Raw genomic sequence first — 18,985 nt, 5'->3', positions numbered from 1 at the left:
TGATCGATGACACGTCCTGTCTCGGTGAGATTTCCTGTGTCGGTGATGCGGACGCGCGAGGCGGGGCGGGGCGGCAAAGGGGCGGATGCCACGGCATCCGCCACCGGTCAACCGAAGAGTGCTGCGGCCTCTTCGTAACGGTACAGCGGCACCGAGTTGAGCTCGCCGAGGGCCTCCTCGAAGGAGACCCGCACGATGTCGGTGCCCTTCATGGAGACCATCTGGCCCCACGCCTCCTCGGCGACGACGTCGGCGGCGTGCAGTCCCAGCCGGGTCGCCAGCACGCGGTCGAACGCCGACGGCGAGCCGCCGCGCTGGATGTGGCCGAGCACGGTCGAGCGCGTCTCGATGCCCGTCAGACGCTCGATCTCGGGCGCCAGCACCTCGCCGATGCCGCCCAGGCGCGGACGGTTGAACGCGTCCAGCCCCTTGTCGCTGTACGCCTCGTCCATGCCCTTGAGGGTGAAGCCCTCCGACACGACGACCAGCGGCGCGCGGCCACGGTCGTGCGCACGCTGCACCTGCGCCGTGATCTCCTCGAGCGACATCGGCACCTCCGGGATGCAGATGACGTGCGCGCCGGCGGCGATGCCCGAGTGCAGTGCGATCCACCCCACGTGGCGGCCCATGACCTCGGCGACCATGCAGCGCTGATGCGAGTCGCCGGTCGTGCGCAGCCGGTCCATGGCCTCGGTGGCGATGTTGACGGCGGTGTCGAAGCCGAAGGAGTAGTCCGTCGCGCGCAGGTCGTTGTCGATCGTCTTCGGCACGCCCATGACGTTGATGCCGTCGCCCCACAGGCGGTTCGCCGCGGCGAGGGTCCCCTCGCCGCCGATCGCGATGATGCCGTCGATGTGGTGACCGTAGAGCGTCTTGGCGATGTTCTCGGCGCCACCGCGCGGACCCTCGTACGGGTTGGTGCGGCTCGTGCCGAGGATCGTGCCGCCGACCTTAGACAGGCCCTTGACCTCGTGACGCGTGAGCGGGAAGAAGTCACCGTCCACGACGCCGCGCCAGCCATCGCGGATGCCGACGAACTCGATGTTGTACTTCGTGGTGCCCTTCAGCACGACACCGCGGATGACGGCGTTCAGTCCGGGGCAGTCGCCGCCGCTGGTGAGGATGCCGATCTTCATGGAGAGGTCCTTCGGTTGAGGTGGTCGTCCGGCGTCACTGCCACAGTCGACACTATCGCCGCGGAGGCGCCGCATGCCACCGGACCGGCCGTCCAAAAGGACGACCGGTCCGGTGTCGCGGCGGGAGCCGGCGGTGCGGCGTCAGCTGCCCCCCAGCGCCTGACGCAGCAGGTGCATGAGCGCCGAGAGCTGGACCGAGTCGCTCGAGGTCGGGTCGACCTGCTCGCCGTCCAGTGCCCGCGCGGCGAGGGACTGCTTCGAGTCGATGAGCTCGGCGATCTTCGTGTCGATCGTGTGCGCCGCGATGATCCGCCACGCCGTGACCGGCTCGTCCTGCCCGATGCGGTGCACGCGGTCGATCGCCTGCGTCTGCTCAGCGGCGGTCCAGCTGAGCTCGGCGAGCACGACGTTGGACGCCGCCTGCATGTTGAGGCCGACGCCGGCCGCCGTCAGCGAGCACACCGCGATCGCGACGTCGGGATCGCCGTTGAACGCGTCGATCGCCTGCTGCCGGGCGGGCGTGGACTGGTCGCCGCGGATCGAGATGGTCCGCAGTCCGGATGCCGCGAAGTGCGCTTCCGCGGCATCCATCACATCGATGTGCTTCGCGAAGAAGACGACCTTGCCGACCGAGCGCTGCAGCTGGACGGCGTAGTCCGCCGCCAGCAGCGCCTTGGCCTGACCGATCTTGCGGACCATGGTGAAGACGTTGTCGGCGCCGGCCCCGGCGGCCTTCGACTCCTCCAGTTCGCCGTGGGCGACCAGGCGGACGATGTCCTCGTCGTACTCGCCCAGGCGCACGGTGTCGCCGCGCGCCTCGATGATGCGGCGGTACTTCGCTGCCAGACGCTCGCCCAGCTCGTGCTCTGCGGCGCGGATCGAGCGGCCGTACTCGTCGTCGAGCTCCACGGGAAGGTCGGCGACGAGCTTGTCGGGCAGGTCGGCCGCGACATCCTTCTTCTTGCGGCGGACGATGCCCATGGAGATGACGGCGTCGCGCGCTTCGGGATAGAACGCCTTGTCGGCCGGGGTGAGGCCGGTCGCGTCGAGCTTGGCCATGAGCTCGGGCCCCGGCTTCTCGCCGTTGGTCCAGCCGAGGAAGCGCCAGATGGCGTCGAAGTCCTCGACGTCGTTGATCAGCGGCGTTCCCGTCAGGGCGAGCATGAGCGGATCACGCACCTGCTCGCGGATGCGAGCGCCGAGCGCCAGCACGTTCTGCGAGCGCTGGGAGGTGAGGTTTTTGATGAAGTGCGCCTCGTCGACGACCATGCCGCGCAGCCCCAGCGAACCGAGCCACGCCAGGTGCCGGTCGAGCACCTCGTAGTTGACGATGAACACGTCGGCGAACGCGTCGACGGTGTCGCCGTCGCCGTGGATCACGGTCGCGCGACGCTGTGGCGTCCACCGCTCGACTTCGCGCGCCCAGTTCATCTTGACGACGTTGGGAACGACCGCCAGCAGCGGGTAGGCATTCGCGACGGAGGCGGCGAGCACCGACTGCGCGGTCTTGCCGAGACCCGGCTCGTCGGCGAGGAGGAACGACCGGTGCCCGGTGCGCACGGCCTCGAGGAACCGCGACTGGTGGGGCATGATCTCCAGCCCCTTGGGCGAGAGACGGTCGAACTCCGGGACGGGCGGCAGTTCCATGGACGCCGCCGCTCCCCCCGCGCCGGTCTCGAACGCCTTGTAGAGGGGGCCCATGAGCTCCCAGCCGTCCAGACGGCGGCGCACGGAGGATGCCGGGGCGCGCAGCGCCACATCGGGGGCGAGGAAGGGGTTGGCCTCGCGGCGCGCCTCGATCTGCGGCGGGATGACCTGCCGTTCGGCGAGCGCGGCGGGCACGACGGGCGTCTGCACCGGGGCGACGTCGGTGATGATCAGCTCGTCCTCGGGCAGTTCGGCCCCGGACTCGAGCAGCCAGTCACGGCGCATCCGCTTGGCGACGGGAGAGGTCGCCGCGTCGACTTCGAGCAGCTGGATGAGGGACGTGTCGCGGGCGGCGGTCTTGGCGAGGATGGTGGCCACCCCGTCGAGGCGCTTCAGCAGCTCCGCGCGCGCCGCGGCGGCGATCGCGTCGTCGGCCTTGACGCGGGCGCGCTCCTCGCGCACCAGGAACGCGATCACCTGGAACTTGACGCGGTTGGTCGGCCCGAGCTTGCCGCGCTGGGCCTTGGCCTCGACCTCGCGCACCTTGCGGGCGAGGATCGGGATGAGCGGCGCGTCGTCGTCGCGGCGCGCCGCCGAACCCCGCGAGGACGAGCCGCGTCGGCGCGAGGCGGGGGCGATGGATGCCGTGGGCGGCATGCTCCTCCTGAGCGTGAGACGCCGGTGAGAACCGGCGTGCGTCCGGTCGGAGGACCGGGCGGTCGGTGTCCGCGACGGCTGCCGCGGGAGGGAAAGCGCGAGGTCCGCTCCCCCGGCTGCGGGCACTCGCTTCTGCGAGCTGCGGCGACGGCGGACGGATCCCCGACCCTCAGTCTAGCGCGTCCGCCGTCGGCGTCGAGAAACCACGCGCGCGGCAGCGCGGCGCGGATCAGGAGGCGGAGCGCAGCCGCAGGCTGTTGAGCACGACGAAGACGCTCGAGAAGGCCATCGCGGCCCCGGCGATCATCGGGTTCAGCAGGCCCAGGGCCGCCAGGGGCAGCGCCGCCACGTTGTACGCGAACGCCCAGAACAGGTTGCCGCGGATGATCCGCATCGTGCGGCGGCTGAGACGGATCGCGGTCAGCACGGGCGCGAGCCCGTGCCCGGTGAGGGCGATGTCGCTGGCGTGCATCGCGGCATCCGTCCCCCCGCCCATGGCGAGCCCGAGGTCCGCGGTCGCCAGCGCCGCGGCGTCGTTGATGCCGTCGCCGACCATCGCGACACGGCGGCCGTCCTGCTGCAGGAGCCCGATCTGGGCGACCTTCTCCTCCGGCAGGACGCCGGCGATCACGCGAGGGATGCCGACGGCCGCGCCCACGGCACGCGCCGCGCCCTCGTTGTCGCCGGTCAGCAGGATGACGTCGAGCCCGAGCGCGCGCAGCGCCGCGACGGTGCGCGCGCTGTCGGCGCGCACCGTGTCGGACACCGCGAGCACGGCGCGCACGGCGCCGTCCCATCCGGCGACGACCGCGGTCGCCCCGGCCTCCTCGACGGCGGCGACCGCGGCGCGCGCCGGCTCGGGGAGCTCCCCCGCCCGCTCGGCGGCGAAGGCGGCCCGGCCGGCGAAGACGTCGTGGCCCTCGACCGTGCCGCTGACACCGCGCCCGGCATGTCCCGCGAACTCGGTGACCGCGGCGGGCGTGGGCGCGAGGCCCGCCACCGCGCGGGCGAGGGGGTGCTCGGACGCCTGCTCGAGCGAGCCGACGAGGTGACCGATGCGCGCGGCATCCGCGTCGCCGATCGGGACGACGGACGTGACCGCCATGCGCCCCTCGGTGACGGTTCCGGTCTTGTCGAGCACGACGGTGTCGATCCGGTCAGCGGCCTCCAGCGCCTCGGGACCGGTGATGAGCACGCCCAGCTGGGCGCCGCGCCCGGTGCCGACGAGGATCGCGATGGGGGTCGCGAGTCCCAGCGCACAGGGGCAGGCAATGATGAGGACGGCGACGGCGGCGGTGAACCCCGCGGCGATGGACGCGCCGCTGAAGCCGCCGACGATCATCCACGCCAGAAGCGTGAGCACCGCGAGGACGATCACGACCGGGACGAACACGCCGGAGATGCGGTCGGCGAGTCGCTGCACGCGGCTCTTGCCCGCCTGCGCGTCCTCCACGAGCCGGGCCAGGTGCGCGAGACGGGTGTCTTCGCCGACCGACGTCGCGACGACCATCAGGCGGCCGTCGGCGGCGATGGTGCCGCCGGTGACGGTGGCGCCGGCATCCACCTCGACGGGGACGGACTCGCCGGTGATCATGCTCTCGTCGACCGATGCGCGGCCCGAGACGACACGTCCGTCGGTGGCGATCTTCTCCCCGGGACGCACGACGAACACGTCGCCGACCTGCAGCTGCTCGATCGGCACGCGTGCGCCGGACTCGAGTTCGACATCACGCGCGGACAGCTCCATGAGGGCGCGCACGGCGGCACCGGCGCGACGCTTGGAGCGCTGCTCGATGACGCGTCCCAGCAGCAGGAAGACGGTGACGGCGGCCGCCACCTCGAAGTAGACGAGCGACGACGGGTCGTGGACGGGCGCGAACAGGCCGGTGCCGTGCGTCATCCCGATGCGACCGGCGCTGCCGAACAGCAGCGCCCACAGACTCCACAGGTACGCGGCGCCGGTGCCGAGCGTGATGAGGGTGTCCATCGTCATCGCACCGTGTCGCGCGTTGGCGAACGTCGCACGGTGGAACGGCCAGCCGCCCCATAGCACCACCGGGGTGGCGAGGACGAGCGAAACCCACTGCCAACCCGGGAACTGCCAGGCCGGGACCATGCCGAGCGCCACGACCGGCAGCGCCAGCACCGCGCTGACGATCAGCCGCGTGCGCAGCGTCACCGTGCCGGGGTGGTCCTCGACGTCGTGCACGTGGCCGCCGGATGCCGCCGCGTGCGCGGCATGGTCGGCGTGGGCGTCCTGCGGGTGAGGGTGCGGGTGGCCGCCGTCGTGGACGGGGGCGGCGGCACGGGTGCGCACGTGGGCGTCGTACCCCGCTTCGCGCACGGCGGCGACGAGCGCGTCGGCATCGAGCGCGGCCGGGTAGTCCACCCGCGCCGATTCCGTGGCGAGGTTGACCGCTGCCGTCACGCCGTCCAGCCGCTGCAGCCGCTTCTCGACGCGGGCGACGCAGCTCGCGCAGGTCATCCCCTCGATGTCGAGGACGGCCTGGGCACGCGCGTCGTCGGTCGAGGTGCTCACTGCCCTGCGACGAGGACGTAGCCGGCCTCGTCGACGGCCGCGGCGACCGCGGCATCGGACGGCGCGTCGCTCGACGCGACGGTCAGGATGCCGGTGCCCACGTCGACGGTGACGTCGGTGACGCCGGGCACCTTGCGGACTTCGCGCGAGACGGCTCCGGCGCAGTGCGCGCAGGTCATCCCCTGGACGGTGTACGTGCGGGTGGTCACGATGAACTCCTCTCGACGCCGCCCGGATGAGGCGACATCTCCGACAACAAGGATACCCCCCAGGGGTATTCCGTCAGTCGCTGGCGAGGCCGCGCTGCCAGTTCTCCAGCAGCCCCGGGTCGTCGGTGACGATGCCGTCCACGCCGAGGGTGGTCGCGGCATCCCATTGGCGATCGGAGTTCAGCGTGTAGGCGACGACGCGCAGCCCTGCCGCGTGCAGGTCGTCGACGGCGTCGGGGTGCGCCTTCAGCGCGGAGCGGTCGACGACGATCCCCCGCGCCCCCACACCGAGCGCCGCGTCGACGACGTCCGCGGGCAGCGACTTCAGGATGAGCAGCCGGGAGATGACGAGGGAGTGCGCCTGCACGTAGGCGAGGGTGCGCGCATCGAAGCTCGCGACGGCGACCTGCCGCTCCAGGCCTCGCGCCGCGACCTCGTCGACGAGGGCCGCGGCGGCCTCCGGCGTCCACACGCCCTTGAGATCGAGGATCGCCTTTCCGTCCAGCCGGGCGAGCACGTCGAGGAACTCCGTCGCCGTCGGCACCGGTGTGCCGGCGAATGCCGCGGAGTACGAGCCCCCGGCGTCCAGCCGCCGCACCTCCGCCAGCGTCAGCGCGGCGAGCGGGCCGGTGCCGTCGGTCGTGCGGTTCACAGTGCGGTCGTGCATGAGCACCGGCACGCCGTCTGCGGTGAGGGCGAGGTCCACCTCGACGTAGTCGAAGCCGCTCACCAGGGCCGCCCGGACGGCGGGCAGCGTGTTCTCCGGAGCCATCGCCGAGCCGCCGCGGTGAGCGGCGATGAAGGCCGCCTCGCCGGGCGTGCGCTCGGCGCCCATCAGCTCGACCGCACTGACCCGCGCGGGCGACACGCCGGCGAGGGCGATCACCATGCTGGCGGCGGCGAGCGCGCAGACGATCAGGAGGGCGGGGAGCCGGTCGGCGGGCCGCTCAGGGGTCATCGGGTGATCCTTCGTGCCGGGTGACGTCGTCGTCATCGCCACCCTAGCCCGGCCGTTACCCTTCTGTGATCTTTTTCGACGCGTACGCTGGATCCATGGCCACCATCACCGAGCGCGACCTCGCCGCCACCATCGACCACGCGATCCTCAAGCCCGAGCTGACCCGCGCGGACGTCGACGCCGAACTCGACATCGCCGCCGAGTGGCGCGTCTTCAGCGTGTGCGTGCGCCCGAGCGACATCGCCCACGCCGTCGCGCGCCTGGACGGCACCGGCGTGGCCGTCGGCACGGTCATCGGATTCCCGCACGGCACGACCTCCACCGCCGCGAAGGTCGCCGAGGTGCGTCAGGCGCTCGCCGACGGCGCGACCGAGTTCGACATGGTCGTCAACATCGGCGCGCTGCGCTCGGGGTTCGACGACGTCGTGACCGCCGACATCGCTGCGGTCGTGGCCGCGGCATCCGGTCACGTCACGAAGGTGATCCTGGAGACCTCGCTCCTCGACGACGAGCAGATCGCCCGCGGCAGCCGCCTGACCGAGGCCGGGGGCGCCGACTTCGTCAAGACCTCCACCGGCTTCGCCGGCGGTGGCGCGACCGTGCCGCATGTCGAGCTCATGCGGGCGAACGTGGGCTCGGGCGTGCAGGTCAAGGCTTCCGGCGGGGTGCGCAGCTACGCCGACGCCCTGGCGATGCTCGCGGCCGGCGCGACGCGCCTGGGCACCAGCGGCAGCGCCGTCATCCTCGGCGAGGCGCGGCGCGTGGATGCCGGCGGCGACGCCGTCGGCGCCGTGGACGCCTCCTCGTACTGACCCGGGTCAGGTCAGCACGGCGCGCACCCGCGCGACGTCGTCCGTCATCTGCGCGATGAGCGCGTCGATGCCCTCGAAGGCGACCATGCCGCGGATGCGGTGCGTGAACTGGAACTGCACGTGGTGACCGTACAGGTCCAGCGTCGTCTCATCGAGCACGTACGCCTCCACCTGCCGCAGCGGAACGTCGTCGAAGGTGGGGTTCGTGCCGACCGAGATCGCCGCGGGGTATCGCGTGGTCACGCTCGACGCATCGTCGGGACCGCCGAGGTCGACGAGCCAGCCGGCGTAGATGCCGTCGGCGGGGATGAAGCCCTCGGCGTCCGCGCTGAGGTTCGCCGTCGGGAACCCCAGCTCGCGACCGCGCTTGAGGCCGTGCACGACCTCGCCGGTCACGGTGTGCGCGCGGCCGAGCAGTCGGGCCGCGCCCTCCACATCGCCCGCGGCGAGTAGATCGCGCACCCACGACGACGACACACGCCGCCCGCCGCCCTGCACATCGCCGACGACGTCGACGTCGAAGCCGTACTCCTCGCCGAGCCGCTGCAGGCGTACGGGGTCGCCCACGCCGCCCCGGCCGAAGCGGAAGTCGTCGCCCACCATGACGGTGACCACGCCGAGCCGCACCAGCACATGCTCGACGAACACCCGCGGCTCGAGGGCCGCCAGTTCGGCGTCGAAGCGGAGGACGAGGGTCGCATCCACCCCGGCCTCGGCGAGCAGGCCGAGCTTCTGGTCGACGCTGGAGAGCGGCTCGGGGCAGAGCTCGGGGCGCAGCAGGCTCAGCGGGTTGCGGTCGAACGTGACGGCCACCACCTGGGCGCCCGCGTCGGTCGCGGTGACGCGGGCGCGGTCGATCACCGCCCGGTGCCCGGAGTGCACGCCGTCGAACTTGCCGATCGCGACGACGCTCGGCCCGAAGCCGGCAGGCACCTCCGCAGGGTCGTGGAAGACGATCACCAGCTGGACCTCCCCGTCGCCAGCGCCCCGGCATCCGTCGCCTGATCGCTCGTCCGTCCGGAGCTGCGCAGCCACCACAGTCCCACGAAGGGCAGCACGAGGGGCACCCAGAAGTAGCCGAAGCCATAACCCGACCACACGGTCGCGTCGTGGAGGAACAGCTCCGGGTGCATCAGGCTCAGCGTGCCCACGACGAGCACGCCGACCAGTTCGAAGCCGATCGCGATCCAGGCGATGACGTACCAGACGCGGGAGTCCGAGCGCACCAGCGCGACGGTCGCGAGGATGTACACCGCGGCGGCGACCGCCGACAGCGTGTACGCGAGCGGAGCAGCGGCGAAGTCCTGCACGATCTGGACGAACGAGCGCCCGGTCGCGGCGAGCGCCATGATCGCGTAGACGACCACGAGGACGCGTCCGATGCCGGTCATTCGGGTGCGGGGCTGTGACGACATGACTCGTCAATGATAGGCGCCCGGAGGCCCGCTTCAGGCTGCCTGAACGGTCCAGATGACCTGCATGCGCCACACCATGACGGCTACCGAGAGCGCCGCGACGCCCATGATGACGGTGCTCCACCGGCTGCGTTCGATGAGGGCCCAGAAGACGGATGCCGGGGGGATGAGAACCGCGGAGACGAGATACACCCAGTACTCCAGCGCGCTGCCCACCGGCGGATTCCCCGCGAGCGGCGCGACGATCGCGATGACCACCTGCGCGAGCAGCAGCACGAGGACGAGGGCCATGCCGCCCACGGTCAGATCGCTCGGCCGGCGGCCGGCCAGGCCCAGGATCAGCGCCACGGCTCCGACGACCACGGCGACGACGAGCTGGACGATCGTGAACCACAGGATCATGCGTCCTCCGCCATGTTCATCGCGCTCTTGACGTCGCCGCCGCGGCGCTCGACGATGCCGACGAGGCGGCCGTCCGGATCGATCGCCGCCGGCGTCGCCGTCGGCAGCCCGGCCAGGCGGTCGGCGGCACCCGCGAGCCGCTTGCCGTGACGGAGGTCGCGCGCCTCGTCCGCCGTGACGGGAAAGGCGCCGAGCACCGCGGTCGCGACGTCCGCCGGGGGCAGCAGGGGCAGGTCGCCGGTCAGGTCGGTCGCGGCGTCGGCCACCCGGAACGGGCCGATGCGGGTGCGGCGGAGGGCGGTGAGGTGGCCGCCGACGCCGAGGGCGGCACCGAGGTCGCGGGCGAGCGCGCGGATGTAGGTGCCGCTGGAGCAGTCCACCACGACGTTCAGATCGATGACGCCGTCGCGGGAGCCCGCTCCGGTCCCTGAGCTTGTCGAAGGGCGCACCTCGAAGCGGCTCACCGTGACGGTGCGGGCTTTCAGCTGCACCTCCTCCCCCGCGCGAGCGAGGTCGTAGGCCCGCTTGCCGCCGATCTTGATCGCCGAGACGGTGCTGGGAACCTGGGAGATCTCGCCCGTGAGCGCCGCGATGCCGTCCCGGATGCGCTCGTCGGTCACGGCGGCCAGCGCCGCGGCATCCGCCTGCGCCGTCGTCGTGCCGTCGGCGTCGTCGGAGTCGGTCGACACTCCCAGGCGGATCGTGGCCTCGTAGGTCTTGTCGAGCCCCACGATGTAGGTCAGCAGGCGCGTGGCGGGGCCGACACCGAGGATGAGCAGGCCCGTCGCCATCGGGTCGAGGGTGCCGGCGTGGCCGATCTTGCGGGTGCCGAGCGCGCGTCGCGCGCGGGCGACGACGTCGTGGCTCGTGATGCCCTGCGGCTTGTCGACCAGCAGAATGCCGTTGGGTGAGGCGGAGGCGTCGGGCATTCCTCCAGCCTAAGCGCCGCACGTAGGCTGGACGGATGCCCGACCTCGCGACGCCGCTCATCGCGTGGTACCGCGAGAATGCCCGCGACCTGCCGTGGCGGCGGCCGGGCTTCGGCGCCTGGGGAACGCTCGTCAGCGAGTTCATGCTGCAGCAGACGCCCGTGAGCCGGGTCATCCCGCACCTGGAGGCGTGGCTGCACCGCTGGCCGACCCCGACGGCGCTCGCCGCCGATCCCCCGGCCGCCGCGGTGACGCAGTGGGCGAACCTCGGCTATCCGCGCCGCGCGCTGTGGCTGCACCGCGCGGCGGTGGAGATCCGCGACCGCCACGCCGGCGTCGTCCCCCGGGAGGTGGACGACCTCCTGGCGCTGACCGGGATCGGCGACTACACGGCGCGGGCGGTGGCGGCGTTCGCTTACGGCGACCGGCATCCGGTCGTCGACACCAACACGCGGCGGGTACTCGCCCGGGCCGTCGACGGCCGCTCCCAGCCCGGTCCGCCGTCGAAGGGCGACCTCGCGGCCATGGCGGCGATCCTGCCCGCGGACCCCGCCGAGGCGGCGATCGTCAACGCCGCGGCGATGGAGCTCGGCGCGGTGGTCTGCACGGCGCGCGCGGCGCGCTGCGACGCCTGCCCGATCGCCGATCGGTGCGCGTGGCGCGCCGCCGGCTATCCCGACACGGGAGACACCCGCCGCCGCCAGGCGCGCTACGAGGGCAGCGACCGGCAGGCGCGCGGGGCCGTGTTGCAGGCGCTTCGCGGCGCCGTCGGCCACACGCTGGCGGATGCCGCAGTCATCCCGGACTGGTCGGATCCCGCTCAGCGCGACCGCGCGATCGATTCCCTCATCGCCGATGGCCTCGTCGAGGCGTCCGACGGCACCCTCCGGCTCCCCCACTGACGCTGGGGAGCGGAGTCAGTCCTCGTCGTCGGCGTCGTGCTCGCGGGGCTTGACGTAGGGGTCGGCGTCGCCCGCGTAGGCGGCGCCTGCCGCGAGACCCGCGACCGCGGCATCCCGCTCCTGCGCCTCGCGGAGGAGGTCGGCGATGTGGCCGGCGTTCTCGGGCAGGGCGTCGGGGATGAACTCGAGCGACGGCGTCAGGCGCACGTTCAGGTGCTTGCCGACCTCGCTGCGCAGCATGCCGGTCGCCGACTTCAGCGCCTGGGCCGAGGCCTCGCGCTCCTCGTCGGTGCCGTACACGGTGTAGAAGACGGAGGCGTGCTGCAGGTCACCGGTCACCCGGACATCCGTGATGGTCACGAAGCCCAGCCGCGGGTCGCGCAGCCCCTTCTCGAGGCGCTCCGCGAGGATGACGCGGATGCGGTCGCCGAGCCGTGCCTGACGTTCGCCTGCCATATTGTCGTCCTTTCCTTGGGGCGTTTCGTCTCGTCGCTTCGCTCCTCGCTCAACGACCGGGGACCAGGTCCCCGGTCGTTGAGCGAGCGAAGCGAATCGAAACGGAGGGGTCAGCCGCGGGGCTTCTCCACCATCTCGGTGGTCTCGATCTCGTCGCCCACCTGGATGTCGTTGTACTTGCCCAGTCCGATGCCAGCCTCGAAGTCCGTGCGGACCTCGGTGACGTCGTCCTTGAACCGGCGCAGCGACTCGATGGCCAGGCCATCGGCGATGACGACACCCTCGCGGATGACGCGCGCCTTGGCGTTGCGCGTGATCGTCCCGGAGCGGACGATGACACCGGCGATGTTGCCGAACTTCGAGGAGCGGAACACCTCGCGGATTTCGGCCACACCCGACTGCACCTCTTCGAACTCCGGCTTGAGCAGGCCCTTCAGCGACTGCTCGACGTCCTCGATCGCGTTGTAGATGACCGAGTAGAACCGGACGTCCACACCCTCGCGGGCGGCGCGCTCGCGCGCCTTCGTGTCGGGGCGGACGTTGAAGCCGATCACGATCGCGTTGTCGATCGTGGCCAGGTTGATGTCCGACTCGGTGATCGCACCGACACCGCGGTGGATGATGCGCAGCTGCACCGAGTCGTCGACCTCGATCTTGAGCAGCGACTCCTCCAGCGCCTCGACGGCACCGGAGACGTCACCCTTGATGATGAGGTTGAGCGACTCGACCTTGCCCTCTTCGAGCGCACGGGTGAAGTCCTCGAGCGAGATGCGCTTGCGGGCCTTCGCCAGCTGCGCGTTGCGCTCGGCCGCTTCACGCTTCTCGGCGATCTGACGGGCGGTGCGATCCTCCTCGGTGACGATGAAGGTGTCGCCGGCGCGGGGCACGGAGTTGAGACCCTGCACCTGCACGGGGCGCGACGGGAAGGCCTCGTCGACCGCGTCGCCGTTCTCGTCGATCATGGCGCGGACGCGACCGTAGGCCGTTCCCGCGACGATCGCGTCGCCGACGCGCAGCGTTCCGGACTGGATGAGGACCGTCGCCACCGAGCCGCGGCCCTTGTCGAGCTTGGCTTCAATCGCGACACCGCGGGCCGCCTTGTTCGGGTTGGCCGTGAGGTCCAGACCCGCGTCAGCGGTGAGCAGAACGGCGTCGAGGAGATCCTGGATGCCGATGTTCTGCCGGGCCGAGACGTCGACGAACATGACGTCGCCGCCGTATTCCTCGGCGACCAGGCCGTACTCGGTCAGCTGCTGGCGCACCTTGGCGGGGTTGGCCTCGGGCTTGTCGATCTTGTTCACCGCGACCACGATCGGCACACCGGCCGCCTGGGCGTGATTCAGCGCCTCCACCGTCTGGGGCATGATGCCGTCGTCGGCGGCGACCACGAGGATCGCGATGTCGGTCACCTGCGCACCACGGGCACGCATGGCGGTGAACGCCTCGTGACCGGGGGTGTCGATGAAGGTGATCGCGCGCTCGATGCCATCGTGCTCGGTCCACACCTGGTAGGCACCGATGTGCTGGGTGATGCCGCCGGCCTCGCCCGCCACGACGTTGGTCTGACGGATCGCGTCGAGCAGTCGCGTCTTACCGTGGTCGACGTGACCCATGACGGTCACCACCGGCGGCCGGATCTCGAGGTCGTCCTCGCTCTCGGCCTCCAGCTCCGCCTCGAGGTCGAGACCGAAGCCCTCCAGGAGCTCCTTGTCCTCGTCCTCGGGCGAGACCATCTGGATCTTGTAGCCGAGCTCGGCACCGAGCACCTCGAACGTGGCCTCGTCCAGCGACTCGGTCGCGGTGGCCATCTCACCGAGGTTGAAGAGGATCGTCACGAGCGTCCCGGGCTGCACGGTGTAGCCGCGGATCGCCTCGAGCTTGTCCGCGAAGTCGGCGATGGAGGCGCCGCGGCGGAGGCGAATGATCTCGCCGTTGCCCTTCTGGACGTTGACGCCGCCGACGACCGGGGCGTCCCTCATCTCGAACTCTTGCCGCTTCGCCCGACGCGACTTGCGCTGCTTGCTCTTGCCGCCGCCCTTGCCGAAGGCACCCGCGGTGCCGCCGCCGGGACCACGACCGCGGCCGCCACCACCACCCGGGCGACCGGCGAAGCCACCACCGGGCGCGCCGCCGGGAGCACCGGGACGCTGGAAGCCGCCGGCGCCGCCGGGACGACCGGGACCGCCGGGACGCTGCTGGAACGGGGCGCCGGGACGGCCGCCACCGGGGCGACCGGCACCACCGGGACGCGGAGCGCCGGGGCGCGGGGCGCCGGGACGCGGCGCCTGCGGGCGCGGGATGTTGCCGGGGGTCGGGCGCTGGCCCATGCCCTGTGCGGAGGCGAACGGGTTGTTGCCCGGGCGCGGACCGGCGGGACGCTGGCCCATGCCCTGGCTCGACGCGAACGGGTTGTTGCCGGGGCGCGGAGCGCCACCGGGACGCGGAGCGCCGGGCGTCGCGGTGCCCGGGGTCGCCGTGCCGGGCGTTGCCGCCGGCGTGTCGGACGCCGGCTTGTCGGCGACCGGGGCGGGCGTCGCCGCCGCTGCGGGGGCCGCCGAAGCAGGCGTCGCGGCCGCGGGCGCGGCGGGCTTGGAGGCGGGCGCAGCGGGAGCCGGCTTCGGCGCGGCAGGCGCGGCGGGGCCGGGGCGAGCGCCACCGGGACGGGCCGGGGTGGCCGGCTTGCTCTCCGCCGGCTTCGCGGCGTCGGCGGGCTTGGCCGCACCGTCGGCCTCGAGTGCCGCACGGAGCTTGCGCGCCACCGGGGGCGCAATGGTCGATGAGGGGCTCTTGACGTATTCGCCGAGCTCCTTCAGCTTCGCGAGAGCGACTTTACTGTCGACTCCGACCTCGGAAGCGATTTCGTGCACGCGTGGGTTTGCCACAATTCTCCTGTCTGAGGTCTCCCCCGGACAGGGCAGACCGTTACTTGCGGACGGGTCTCATTTCGAGCCGTTCACTTTGTGTCCATAGCCGTTCAGCCGTTTCGCTGGTGGGTGTTCTGAAAGGTCTGCGTGTCGAGCGGGCCCGACACACGCAATGCTCGTCCGAAGGCGCGGCGCCGGATGGCGGCATCCACACACGCGCTCGTGTCATGCACCCACGCACCCCGACCCGGCAGGACCGCCTTCTCGTCTGCGACGAGGGCACCGCCTTGTTCCACCACTCGCAGGAGGGAGGACCGTGGGGCACGCGCGCGGCATCCCACGCACGTTCGAACGGGTTCCATCCTACCCCGTTACTCGTCTTCCAAGATGCTGTCGGGCTGGATGTCGATCTTGGCGCCGGTGAGCTTGGCCGCGAGGCGGGCGTTCTGCCCTTCCTTGCCGATCGCGAGCGAGAGCTGGTAGTCCGGGACGAGGGCCCGGACGGCCTTCGTGCCCGCATCCAGCACGAACGCCGACGTCACCTTCGCCGGCGACAGGGCGTTCGCGACGAACCGGGCCAGTTCGGGGTCGTAGTCGACGATGTCGATCTTCTCGCCGCCGAGTTCCTCGGTGACGGCGCGCACGCGACGACCGAGCTCGCCGATGCAGGCGCCCTTGGCGTTGATGGCGGGATCCTTCGCCGTCACGGCGATCTTGGTGCGGTGACCGGCTTCGCGGGCGAGCGAGGTGATCTCCACGAGACCCGATGCGATCTCGGGCACCTCGAGGGCGAAGAGCTTGCGCACGAGTCCGGGGTGGGTCCGCGAGACGGTGATCTGCGGGCCCTTCAGCCCCTTCGCGACCGACGTGACGTACACGCGCAGGCGCGCGCCGTGCGGGTACTCCTCGCCGGCGACCTGCTCCTCGGGAGGCAGGATCGCCTCGACCGTGCCGAGGTCGACGTGCACCATGCGGGGGTTCGGGCCCTGCTGGATGACACCGGCGACGATGTCGCCCTCCTTGCCGCGGAACTCCCCCAGGATCGCGTCGTCGGCGATGTCGCGCAGGCGCTGGCTGATGACCTGCTTGGCGGCGAAGGCGGCGATGCGGCCGAAGTCCTCGGGCGTGGACTCCTCCTCGCCGATGACCGCTCCCTCCTCGTCGAGAAGGGGGATGAACACGGCGACGTGGCCGGTCTTGCGGTCGAGCTCGGCGCGGGCGCCCGCGGGAAGCTCGCCGTCGGGCGAGGTGTGCTTGGCGTAGGCGGTGAGGATGGCCTGCTCGATGATGCGCACGAGCTCATCGAAGGGGATCTCCTTCTCGCGCTCGACCGTCCGCAGCAGTCCCAGATCGATGTCCACAGGTGCCTCCCTATTCAGCTCTTCGGCGCCGGGTCACCCCGCGCCATCCCACCAACGTTACCGGATGCCGCGGGGTGCGACCCCGGGGATTCCCGGCGCCCGCGGTACGCACCATACTGGCCACATGCACCTGCGCAGCGACCCTCGTCCGGCCAGCGACCCCGACCGGACGGCCGACCCAGGGCTCATCGGCCTGCTCGGGTTCGTCATCGCGACGTTCACGGCGCAGCTGGCGCACCTCGGCGTACAGGACGAGCACCCGGTGTTCTGGATCGGGGCGGTGTTCGGCGGCGTCGTGCAGGTGCTCGCGGGCATGCTGTCGTACTTCAAGGGCGACGATTTCCACTTCCTCGTGTACAACGCGTTCGGCTGGTACTGGATCGTCGTCCCGGGGTTCCTGCTCGGCGAAGAGCTCGGGATCCTCGACGTCGCTCCCGGCGCCCGCGGCACGTTCGCCCTCTGCTTCGCCGTGCTCGCGCTGGCGTTCACCCCACCGGCCGCGCAGCACAACTCGGTGCTGCCGGTGACGCTGCTGTGCGTGTCGGCGGGACTCGCGCTGCAGGGTTTCGCGGCGTTCGCCGAGGCGCCCGCCCTCGCCACCACGGGGTCGATCCTGCTGCTGGCCGCGTCGGCGCTGGCCGCGTACATGGGGATCGAGAAGTTCTACTGGCGCACGCTCGGCCGCCACCTGCTCCCGCTCGGACCGGCATGGATCCGCCAGGGGGGACCCATCGATCCGGAGTCGTGACGTGACCGGCAAGCCCGTGAAGGCGGCGGCACGGGATGCCGAGGCGAGCACGCCCCTGCGTGCGCTCGCCCGCGGCGGCTACGCGGCGAACGGCGTCGTGCACGTGCTCATCGGCACGATCGCCCTGGCGATCGCGTTCGGCGGCCAGGGCGAGGGCGATCAGTCCGGCGCCTTCCGCGCGATCGGCGACGCTCCCCTGGGTTTTCTCGCACTGTGGCTGCTGGCCGTGCTGCTGTGGGCGCTCGGCGTGTGGCATCTCGTGGCGGGGGTCGCGGTCAGTCGCCGCTCCGACGTGAAGAAGTGGGCGGTCCGGGTCGCCGAGTTCGGGCAGGCGATCGTGTTCGTCGCGCTCGGCGTCATCGGGGCATCCGTCGCCCTCGGCGCGCGCCCCGACGCGGAGCAGACGGCGGAGGACGCCAGCCGCGGCGTGCTGGCGATCCCGGGCGGCGCGGTGCTGCTGGGCGCGGTGGGCCTCGGCATCGGCATCGGCGGCATCGCGTTCGTCGTCATGGGCGTGCGCCGATCGTTCCGCTCGAAGGTCGCGATCCCGCCCGGCCGGCTCGGCCGCGCGGTGACGGTGCTCGGCGTCATCGGCTTCATCGCCAAGGGGGTCTCGCTCGCGATCATCGGCGTGCTGCTCGTCGTCGCCGCCGTGACCGTCGACCCGGCGGCCGCGGGTGGACTCGACGGGGCGATCGACGCGTTGCTGGGCGTCGTCGGCGGACCGTTCCTGGTCGGTTTCGTCGGCGCGGGATTCGTCGCGTACGGGGTGTTCTGCTTCTTCCGCGCCCGCTACGCGAAGCTGTGACGGTTCCGCGACAGGGCCCCCGGACCTACGCGTGAGGGTCGGGCGGGGTCGCCGGCGGAGCGCTGTCGAACTCGTTGATCGCCCGGATGAGGTGGAACAGCTCCCCGACCCGGAACTGGTCGTAGTACATGATGATCCGCGGCAGGTCGATCCGGTCGTCGTCGGCGACCTCGGGCTTGCGCGGACCGGTGCGCTCGATGCGCCCCTTGGTCACGAGGTGGGCGAACCGTTCGTTGAGGCTCTCGAGCTCGGCATCCGTCGGCTCGGCGCGCAGGCGCAGCACGAGGCGTTTTCCCACCCAGCGCAGCGAGTCGTAGTTGCGCCAGAACCCGGTGATCTCATCGGCCGCGGCGGTGACCGAGTCGGTCACGAGCACGCGATCGAAGTCGTCGGGCGAGATCACTCCCGCGGGGATGAGGTGGTCGTCGACATAGCGGCGGAAGGCCGCCCAGAACGTTCCGCCCGGCTCGTCGAGCAGCACGATCGGCGTCGGGTCGGCCTTTCCGGTCTGCTGCAGCGTGAGCAGCTCGAACATCTCGTCGAGCGTGCCGAAGCCGCCGGGAACGCACACGAAGCCGCGCGACTCCTTGACGAGCATGAGCTTGCGGGTGAAGAAGTACTTCATCGCGACGACGCGATCCGCCTCGGCGACGAGGGCGTTGGGCTTCTCTTCGAACGGCAGCCGGATCGAGACGCCGAGGGAGTGCTCGGGGCCGGCGCCCTCCGCCGCCGCCTGCATGATGCCGGGACCGGCGCCGGTGACGACGAACCAGCCTCGCGCGGCGAGCGCGGCGGCCACGTCGACGGCGGCGCGGTACAGCGCGTCGTCGGGTCGCGTGCGCGCCGAACCGAAGATCGTGACCTTCGACACGTCGCGATAGGGCGCGAACAGCCGGAACGCCGCGCGCATCTCGGTGAGCGCGGCGGAGGTGATCTTGAGGTCGAGCCGGTCGGTGTCGTCGAGCCCCAGCCCCACGCCGGTGGCGATGATGCGGGCGACGAGGTCCTGGTTGGCGGTGACCCCGGCATCCGTCAGCAGCGCGCGGATGTCCTCGGTCACTTCAGGAGGCAGGATGCGGTCGGGCATGCCTCCACCCTGGCATGACCTCGCGTGCCGCGGCCCTCCGCGAGGTGAACGGATG

18 protein-coding genes are annotated in these 18,985 nt (G+C 71.7%); 4 read left to right on the top strand and 14 right to left on the bottom strand.

What is annotated here, in order from left to right; all coding sequences use genetic code 11:
• Positions 1 to 107: 107 nt before the first annotated feature.
• The 5 genes from ACPYN4_RS02250 to ACPYN4_RS02230 all read right to left on the bottom strand — a co-directional run bounded on the left by ACPYN4_RS02250 (position 108) and on the right by ACPYN4_RS02230 (position 7,146).
• Positions 108 to 1,136, bottom strand: coding sequence for a 6-phosphofructokinase (locus ACPYN4_RS02250; RefSeq protein ID WP_076691274.1), 1,029 nt, complete (start codon positions 1,134 to 1,136; stop codon positions 108 to 110).
• 141 nt (positions 1,137 to 1,277) lie between these two features.
• Complete coding sequence (locus ACPYN4_RS02245; RefSeq protein WP_281651996.1) at positions 1,278 to 3,440, bottom strand: DEAD/DEAH box helicase; 2,163 nt, start codon at positions 3,438 to 3,440, stop codon at positions 1,278 to 1,280.
• Positions 3,441 to 3,669: 229 nt separating this feature from the next.
• Positions 3,670 to 5,979, bottom strand: coding sequence for a heavy metal translocating P-type ATPase (locus tag ACPYN4_RS02240; RefSeq protein ID WP_424445519.1), 2,310 nt, complete (start codon positions 5,977 to 5,979; stop codon positions 3,670 to 3,672).
• Entirely contained in the window at positions 5,976 to 6,188 is a 213-nt protein-coding gene (locus ACPYN4_RS02235; protein ID WP_076691277.1) for a heavy-metal-associated domain-containing protein, read from the bottom strand. Before ACPYN4_RS02235 ends, ACPYN4_RS02240 begins: the two co-directional genes overlap by 4 nt.
• A gap of 73 nt (positions 6,189 to 6,261) precedes the next feature.
• Positions 6,262 to 7,146, bottom strand: a complete 885-nt coding sequence (locus ACPYN4_RS02230) for a glycerophosphodiester phosphodiesterase (protein ID WP_424445518.1) — start codon at positions 7,144 to 7,146, stop codon at positions 6,262 to 6,264.
• Positions 7,147 to 7,241: 95 nt separating this feature from the next.
• On the opposite strand from ACPYN4_RS02230, the gene deoC reads away from it, so the two are divergent.
• Positions 7,242 to 7,958, top strand: coding sequence for a deoxyribose-phosphate aldolase (deoC, locus tag ACPYN4_RS02225; protein WP_424445517.1), 717 nt, complete (start codon positions 7,242 to 7,244; stop codon positions 7,956 to 7,958).
• A 6-nt stretch (positions 7,959 to 7,964) separates the two neighbouring features.
• On the opposite strand, the gene ACPYN4_RS02220 is transcribed toward deoC, so the two are convergent.
• The 4 genes from ACPYN4_RS02220 to truB are packed head-to-tail and all read right to left on the bottom strand — an operon-like array spanning position 7,965 to position 10,704.
• Positions 7,965 to 8,918 (bottom strand): bifunctional riboflavin kinase/FAD synthetase, encoded by a 954-nt coding sequence (locus tag ACPYN4_RS02220; RefSeq protein ID WP_424445516.1) that lies wholly within the window; start codon positions 8,916 to 8,918, stop codon positions 7,965 to 7,967.
• Entirely contained in the window at positions 8,915 to 9,373 is a 459-nt protein-coding gene (locus ACPYN4_RS02215) for a hypothetical protein (protein ID WP_424445515.1), read from the bottom strand. Before ACPYN4_RS02215 ends, ACPYN4_RS02220 begins: the two co-directional genes overlap by 4 nt.
• Before the next feature lie 33 nt (positions 9,374 to 9,406).
• Entirely contained in the window at positions 9,407 to 9,775 is a 369-nt protein-coding gene (locus ACPYN4_RS02210) for a hypothetical protein (RefSeq protein ID WP_076691282.1), read from the bottom strand.
• Positions 9,772 to 10,704: a tRNA pseudouridine(55) synthase TruB gene (gene truB / locus ACPYN4_RS02205; protein WP_239281416.1), complete on the bottom strand. Its 933-nt coding sequence runs from the start codon at positions 10,702 to 10,704 to the stop codon at positions 9,772 to 9,774. The genes ACPYN4_RS02210 and truB overlap by 4 nt, the downstream gene beginning before the upstream one ends.
• Positions 10,705 to 10,739: 35 nt before the next feature.
• Here truB and ACPYN4_RS02200 point away from each other — a divergent pair, with 35 nt between their 5' ends.
• On the top strand, positions 10,740 to 11,606 hold the full coding sequence (locus ACPYN4_RS02200) for an A/G-specific adenine glycosylase (protein WP_239281415.1): 867 nt from the start codon (positions 10,740 to 10,742) through the stop codon (positions 11,604 to 11,606).
• A gap of 15 nt (positions 11,607 to 11,621) precedes the next feature.
• Here ACPYN4_RS02200 and rbfA read toward each other — a convergent pair whose 3' ends face one another.
• The 4 genes from rbfA to nusA all read right to left on the bottom strand — a co-directional run bounded on the left by rbfA (position 11,622) and on the right by nusA (position 16,287).
• Entirely contained in the window at positions 11,622 to 12,062 is a 441-nt protein-coding gene (gene rbfA / locus ACPYN4_RS02195; RefSeq protein ID WP_076691285.1) for a 30S ribosome-binding factor RbfA, read from the bottom strand.
• A gap of 110 nt (positions 12,063 to 12,172) precedes the next feature.
• Positions 12,173 to 14,944, bottom strand: coding sequence for a translation initiation factor IF-2 (gene infB / locus ACPYN4_RS02190; RefSeq protein ID WP_424445514.1), 2,772 nt, complete (start codon positions 14,942 to 14,944; stop codon positions 12,173 to 12,175).
• Between the two features lie 92 nt (positions 14,945 to 15,036).
• On the bottom strand, positions 15,037 to 15,288 hold the full coding sequence (locus ACPYN4_RS02185; protein WP_076691287.1) for a YlxR family protein: 252 nt from the start codon (positions 15,286 to 15,288) through the stop codon (positions 15,037 to 15,039).
• A 9-nt stretch (positions 15,289 to 15,297) separates the two neighbouring features.
• Positions 15,298 to 16,287 carry a transcription termination factor NusA gene (nusA, locus tag ACPYN4_RS02180; protein ID WP_315551824.1) on the bottom strand — a complete coding sequence of 330 codons (990 nt, stop codon included), beginning with the start codon at positions 16,285 to 16,287 and terminating at the stop codon, positions 15,298 to 15,300.
• A 124-nt stretch (positions 16,288 to 16,411) separates the two neighbouring features.
• Between nusA and ACPYN4_RS02175 the strand changes: the two genes are divergently transcribed.
• Entirely contained in the window at positions 16,412 to 17,035 is a 624-nt protein-coding gene (locus ACPYN4_RS02175) for an acetate uptake transporter family protein (protein ID WP_424445513.1), read from the top strand.
• 1 nt (position 17,036) lies between these two features.
• On the top strand, positions 17,037 to 17,843 hold the full coding sequence (locus ACPYN4_RS02170) for a DUF1206 domain-containing protein (protein ID WP_424445512.1): 807 nt from the start codon (positions 17,037 to 17,039) through the stop codon (positions 17,841 to 17,843).
• Positions 17,844 to 17,868: 25 nt separating this feature from the next.
• On the opposite strand, the gene ACPYN4_RS02165 is transcribed toward ACPYN4_RS02170, so the two are convergent.
• The gene (locus ACPYN4_RS02165; protein ID WP_424445511.1) at positions 17,869 to 18,930 is read right to left on the bottom strand and encodes a TIGR00730 family Rossman fold protein; all 1,062 of its coding nucleotides are present in this window, start codon (positions 18,928 to 18,930) and stop codon (positions 17,869 to 17,871) included.
• Positions 18,931 to 18,985 lie beyond the last annotated feature (55 nt).

The organism is Microbacterium sp. CH-015, assembly GCF_049707015.1.
GTDB lineage: Bacteria > Actinomycetota > Actinomycetes > Actinomycetales > Microbacteriaceae > Microbacterium > Microbacterium aurum.
This window is presented reverse-complemented; position numbering and strand designations above follow the sequence as displayed.